At 44.0% G+C, this 5,742-nt stretch carries 6 protein-coding genes and 2 pseudogenes; 2 read left to right on the top strand and 6 right to left on the bottom strand.

The window, feature by feature from the left end:
- Positions 1 to 267: pseudogene (locus H8S65_RS20480) on the top strand (DEAD/DEAH box helicase); the annotation flags it as partial.
- 275 nt (positions 268 to 542) lie between these two features.
- The gene (locus tag H8S65_RS20475) at positions 543 to 1,106 is read left to right on the top strand and encodes a hypothetical protein (RefSeq protein WP_186931667.1); all 564 of its coding nucleotides are present in this window, start codon (positions 543 to 545) and stop codon (positions 1,104 to 1,106) included.
- Between the two features lie 190 nt (positions 1,107 to 1,296).
- Here the strand turns inward: H8S65_RS20475 and H8S65_RS20470 are convergent, their stop codons facing one another.
- From H8S65_RS20470 to H8S65_RS21200, 6 genes and pseudogenes are all read right to left on the bottom strand, one after another.
- The gene (locus H8S65_RS20470) at positions 1,297 to 1,761 is read right to left on the bottom strand and encodes a DUF6808 domain-containing protein (RefSeq protein WP_186931668.1); all 465 of its coding nucleotides are present in this window, start codon (positions 1,759 to 1,761) and stop codon (positions 1,297 to 1,299) included.
- Between the two features lie 91 nt (positions 1,762 to 1,852).
- On the bottom strand, positions 1,853 to 2,671 hold the full coding sequence (locus H8S65_RS20465; protein WP_186931666.1) for a BRO family protein: 819 nt from the start codon (positions 2,669 to 2,671) through the stop codon (positions 1,853 to 1,855).
- 262 nt (positions 2,672 to 2,933) lie between these two features.
- Positions 2,934 to 3,335 carry a D-Ala-D-Ala carboxypeptidase family metallohydrolase gene (locus H8S65_RS20460; RefSeq protein WP_186931665.1) on the bottom strand — a complete coding sequence of 134 codons (402 nt, stop codon included), beginning with the start codon at positions 3,333 to 3,335 and terminating at the stop codon, positions 2,934 to 2,936.
- A 15-nt stretch (positions 3,336 to 3,350) separates the two neighbouring features.
- The gene (locus H8S65_RS20455; RefSeq protein ID WP_186931664.1) at positions 3,351 to 3,698 is read right to left on the bottom strand and encodes a hypothetical protein; all 348 of its coding nucleotides are present in this window, start codon (positions 3,696 to 3,698) and stop codon (positions 3,351 to 3,353) included.
- 127 nt (positions 3,699 to 3,825) lie between these two features.
- A complete protein-coding gene (locus tag H8S65_RS20450; protein WP_186931663.1) occupies positions 3,826 to 4,182 on the bottom strand; it encodes a hypothetical protein in 357 nt (118 codons plus the stop codon).
- A gap of 22 nt (positions 4,183 to 4,204) precedes the next feature.
- A pseudogene (locus H8S65_RS21200) lies at positions 4,205 to 5,742 on the bottom strand (hypothetical protein); the annotation flags it as partial.

Genomic DNA, 5,742 nt, shown 5'->3' with positions numbered 1-5,742 from the left:
GCTGCCAGCGATGTTGCCTTTATCGAACTTCCTTGGACGTATGCCGATTGCGATCAGGCAGAAAGCCGGGCGCACCGTATCGGGCAGAAAGATTCTGTAAACTGTTACTATCTGCTTGGTCGTCGAACGATCGACCAGAAGCTCTACAGGATTATCGAAGAAAAGAAGCATATCAGTAACGCCGTATTGGGGGCTGAAGATAATATCCAGACAAATATCATCGATATGATGGCGAATCTTTTTGATACTAACGAAGAGGAGGAATAAGCATGGCACAGGAACACATAGAAATCAACCGTTTGAAAGAACGAGAGGACGCTAATAAATATCCACGGAGGAAATGCGTAAGATGCATCCGTTATCCATGCTTCTCCGGACAAGGGATAGGCACGCACGCTATTAATTTCGCTGCTTATGGATGTAAGGATTATAAAATTACAAAAGATAAAGACGGAACTAACAAAGAGAAGAAATAAAAGGCAGCGCCTCACAGCGCCACCCCCCTTTGCAATCAGGAACAAATATATCAAATAAAGAAGACTATGGCAAGTGAGGCATTGAATAAATATATTGAGAAACGTTACGACAGGTGGCTGGATTACGCTAAGTATCACTGCTCACTTGCCGGAATGACAGACGAAGCTATTGACGTATTGAACGAGGTAATGTGTATGCTGCTTCAAAAGCCCCCGGAGCATCTCTCCCGATTAATGGAAGCCAAACAGGGTAAATATACTGAACTTGACTTCTATATCCTGCAAATGATAAAGCTAAACGTTACCTCGGACACGTCTCCCTACCGGCATAAATACAAGCCTATTCCGGTAGATGAAAATATTGATTGGCGGAGATTGACTATTATCGACGAGCCCGATGATAGTCAGGATCGAACCGAATATATCCGGGAACGTATGCAGGATATCCGGGATATGATCGATCAATTAGGGTTATCCGAAAAAGCCAAACGGATTTTTGCTTGGAAATTCTTTGCAGGAGAGTCTTTTGCTGATTGGCAGGGATCGGAAAGCAGGAAGGAATTGTATGAAACCTATAAAAGCGTTTTCAATGCGGTGATGGATAAGAAGGATGGGAGGTTGCTGTTTTGATAAAAAGAGCGTCTGGATATCACTATCTGGACGTCCCTGTTTCTAATACAAGGGACTATTCTGAGGATCGTTTGTTTTTTCGGCAGATCACTCAAATATTGCCAAATATGAAAACCGTCCCACCTTCACAGGCAGAGCGGCTGAACGAATTACTAATATTAAACCTAAACTATGAACAAACACACAATCTTTACCATATCCTATAATAAACCCCAACACCCACATAGGGTGATAAGCCGGATCGCCCGATACCATACCCACCGATTACGCCGAGTCCCCAGCGACGGGCTGGTTGCCGTTTCGTAATATATGTTGTTTCCCGGAAAATATCAATGCTATCAAGCGCCGGATTGTACCCAGACACCCACGCATGATAATTATCTGTCAAGTATTCCTTCTGTGTGATCCTGATTGGGACGAAGATCGGTTCTCTGACTGTATCACCAGATAAAGTGATATACACAGGGAACATCTCAGGAACCGTCTGGATAACCGTTTCATAGACCGGATAAGGGACTCGCTCTCTAAGAGTGTCAACACGGACAAATGTATCGGTTTTGCAGACAAATTCACCTCTTACCTTCTTCGTATATCGACCGAACACGAAGCAAAGAAGGCAGAGTACCAAAACTAATATTACATGCCAGGCTTTCATCATTAATTGTTTCATTTTCGCATCCGTATTTAGATACCGCCCGGATATAAAAAAGGCGGTAAGTTCAATCTCACCGCCTTATGTCTACAAATTATTTTTTCTTGAGTTTGTCGATCTTCTTCATTTCTTTAAACCCGGTCTTTAATTCTTTTCTCAAATCAGGTATTTCTCTTTCTTGCTTCAATTGCTCAGGGGCTTTACCTGTATTTTCAATGACAATTTTACGCACCTCTTTCCCTACATCATAATGTGTTCTTTCTAAAGCCATCTGTCCTTGAACCTTCTTGGATTTTATTCTTTCTTCTGTTTGGGTTATACGAAATAAATTTGCAGCCAACTCGGTTCTTCCCATTGTTTCCAGTAATTTACCACTTTCGCAATTACGTTTTTTTGCCAGTTGAAAATTCATCATATTATACATACCCAAATATCCAGCATTGTTAAATTTAGCAAAATCTTCCACGCCAGCTTTTTTGGCAGTGGCAGATAAGGCCTTATTTCCTTCTTTGATTTCTTCTCTGAAAAGAATCCTATCCATATCATTGCTGCCTTGTAGGTAAATTTCAAACTTTCTTGTCTGTTCCGCAAAATAAGCCTGAACTCTCGCTACTTCTACCTTCTTGGGGTCAGCATTCATCGCTATAATATAGCAAGCAAAACGTGTTAATTTAAAATCGGGGCAACTCTTCCCCTCTATTTCACGCTCTACATAGATTATATTCTCATAATGGTTAATACCTAAAGACAAAAATGTTTTAGTAGCTTTGTCTATTACTTTATGAAAACATTTCATATCGTCATATCCAAGCATAAGCATTAACTCAGAAGCCCACCAAAATGTTATACCATTTTGATTTTTAAAGTCTTCAAAGCTTAATCCATTTTCTGAGAACTCTTCTATATCACACATTTTGCTCCTGTATTTCTGTTATTTTGCAAAGTACGAAATAAAATTCTACTTCCGCAATATTTCTGTTACAAAATATTAGTTGTAGACAAAACGATAAGTCCAACACGTCAAAGATCGTTCGATTACCTACCTATCGGCAGGTTCTTAAATTATGTTTCGATGCTATTTTTAGCAGCGAAAACCGCTTTTTTTGTTCTATATCCCGCTTTTTGTATAAAAATAGCAGCGAGAGCAGTAGACCTCCGATCTATCTGCTCTTTCATCAGTACCTCCCTTTCAGATATTGCTTCCGATTCTGGCCGGAGAGTTTCAACGATAAATGCACGAACGTACTGTACTGGATGCACTGATCAAAATCCAGCCCAGACCGCCGGAGACAATCGACCAGGTACGCCGGGTGCTCACAGGCTACATCCGCTGCCTCTCCCTTCGTGTGTTGGCTGGTTGGCACACCTCCAACGGCTTTATTCAGTTCTGGACACCGGTAGCCGCTATTGATAACCATCCGCTTTCCGTACTTCTCCCGGAGAGGTTGCAACAGGTTTACTACCAGGTTCTCGATCGCTTTCACTTCCCGCACTCCCGGATCATTAGCAATACCTTTCTGTGTCGCTGTGTTGCTACGGGTAAATTCTTTCAATTCAAAATTTTCACTGATTTTCATTTTCTTTCCTCCTTTTTAATATCCGTTTTGTGGCTCACGGTCACCGCATTTCTTTTTCTCACATCTCTTTAAGGCAAGTTCAAGCTTCAGGTTTGAGTTCTCCTCTTTTAGACTAAACAACTCATCCTGTACCTTCCGAAGTCTGTCAGTTTGCTCAACAAACCGCTCTTCTTTATCTGACAGCTGTTTTTGCAGGAACTCATTATATTCCCTCAAAGCCTTGAACTCTTCTGCATCCGCATGAGCATCTTCGATACGTGCATTTGTCTTCCGAGTAGTCCAGAATTTGATTCCCCATTTTATCGCTTCAAAACCTCCCAGCGTCCCGATTATCGTTAGTATATCGGTTAATTCTACATTCACTTCACACCTCCTTCGTTTTATTTGATTACCTTTGTTACCGGTTAATTTGTTGCCAAATTGTTTGGCATGATTTCAAATTTAAAGGTTCCCGCCTCCGGTCTGTGAAGATTGGAGGCGGATTTTTATATTATTCGACTGGTTGCACCACATCAGCAAGCGGTTCATCCAAGATCTTCACATACGTCGGCATCGTGAACTCGGAGAACATCCCGTTGCGGTCGATGAAGTCAACCCGCTCTTTGAGATATGACAGTTCTTCATCTGTCAAGTCTATATCTGTTGTTTCCGTTATGGCCGCTGCATCTGTAAAACCTATGTTGATCTGGCCACCTCCTAAGTCTTTAACGACAATCCGTTTCTGATCAACCTCCGAAATGGTAATCTTACGATCGATCGAGACTTTCAGTTCCATGTTTTTTCTCGTGTCAAACTGCGGTAACACGGTGTTGAGTATTAATACCCGGTCTTTTAATGTCAAGTTCATTCCTTTACTGTTATGTTATGTTTTAAAAATTATCAGTATTCAAATCGACAGAGCGCGGTTTGGTGCATGCCACGGCTATCCCATTATCAAAGACAAACCACGTATCACTATTATCTATACGGTACGCCCCTTTCAGTCCGCCTCTAACATTGCCTTTAGGACTTCGGGTAAAATACCCATCAGAAAACATATAGCCATCAAACCAGGCTGCCCAAACAGAACTATCTGTTGGATAAGATTGAGTGGATTTGCTGGAACCATAAATAGCTGCCGATCCGGGTGCGCGGCCAACCGCTTTCACCCCGAACCGGCCTTGTGTCGAAGCTCCGAAAGCGACATCAACCAAACCATCATTATTACTTCCGTATCCAAGTTTTATGGTACGAGAGGTATCTCCAAAATAGTCGCGTCCTTCCCATACCAGGCGGTTGTTCATTATCTCAAAGTAACCGATCTTGCCACCTGACATGTAAGCCATGCCGTTTTGCGTAACCCGGAAAGGGGCACTCTCAGGGGTTGAACTGCCAGCCCAGAAACGGACAGAGGTGGCGGCTGTGCCTACGCCGGTAAGCCCGGCCATGTTGTTCTGCAGGCGGATGGCTGTTTTTGCCATCACCTCTCCGGCGTTAGAGACTTGGAACGTCGGATTATCTTTCGTCCCGCCACACCATAGCCGGATCGGGCCATCAGCACGCATCCCGGCAGTCGAGCCGAACGTCAGGAAACCATAAGCGGTTACTATGCCACGATCAATTGTGACTTGCGTATTGCCGTCTATATCGGCTTTCTGCCAGTCCGAAGGGTTGTAGCTTGATCCGGCAGACCGGGATGTCTTGCAGATGAACATGCTTCCACCGGTTGTCCCATAGGTGATCCATTGGTCGCCAACATCATACGGGGGACGTGGGGTTGATGTGAACACACGGCGTTTGCTGTCCGCTTTCACGTCTGCGGCGGTGGCGGCAGCACGGGCAGCTTCGACCGCCGCCGGGTCTACAATTTCCCGCCAGATATTGGAAGACGGGCCGATATACGTTTGAAGCACTCCGGTAGATGTGTTGTACCACATATCACCGACGTGTCCGGGCTCTGTTCCTGACGGCCAACTATTCCAGGGGTTTGATGATTGGTAGTAGGTATCGATCTTGCCGTCAAGTTGGTTCTGGAGGTTGTCCTTGATGGAATTGAGCAGGTCTTTTGTTCCATAGACGGACAAGTCCGGTTTGTCCGTAATGTTGTTATAGCCGGATGTTCCGGATGTAAATGTAACCTTCCCTTCAATTGTAGCACCATTGATCGCCGTTATCCTTGCATTCACCAGATCAATCACCAACCGGGCTAACCTGTCCTTTATCAATCCTGTCGTAATTGTCTGACCGGCCGCCTCGGTATATCCATAATTCGGAAGCCAGGAACGTACGCCATCCTCAGGAGTATTGAGCACCCCCACCCAGAAATGATAGTACCCTGTTTCATCCTCTAACTTTATCTGCCGTTCACTGACATATATTGAGCCATTTTTCCCTTCTTTAGGACATTTGGCATAGACATAATAGGCAA

The organism is Parabacteroides hominis (assembly GCF_014287585.1).
Taxonomy (GTDB): Bacteria; Bacteroidota; Bacteroidia; order Bacteroidales; family Tannerellaceae; genus Parabacteroides; species Parabacteroides hominis.
This window is presented reverse-complemented; position numbering and strand designations above follow the sequence as displayed.

Coding starts and splice junctions, on each gene's coding strand:
- H8S65_RS20475 (WP_186931667.1), top strand. CDS start 543: ATGGCAAGTGAGGCATTGAATAAATATATTGAGAAACGTTACGACAGG.
- H8S65_RS20470 (WP_186931668.1), bottom strand. CDS start 1,761: ATGAAAGCCTGGCATGTAATATTAGTTTTGGTACTCTGCCTTCTTTGC.
- H8S65_RS20465 (WP_186931666.1), bottom strand. CDS start 2,671: ATGTGTGATATAGAAGAGTTCTCAGAAAATGGATTAAGCTTTGAAGAC.
- H8S65_RS20460 (WP_186931665.1), bottom strand. CDS start 3,335: ATGAAAATCAGTGAAAATTTTGAATTGAAAGAATTTACCCGTAGCAAC.
- H8S65_RS20450 (WP_186931663.1), bottom strand. CDS start 4,182: ATGAACTTGACATTAAAAGACCGGGTATTAATACTCAACACCGTGTTA.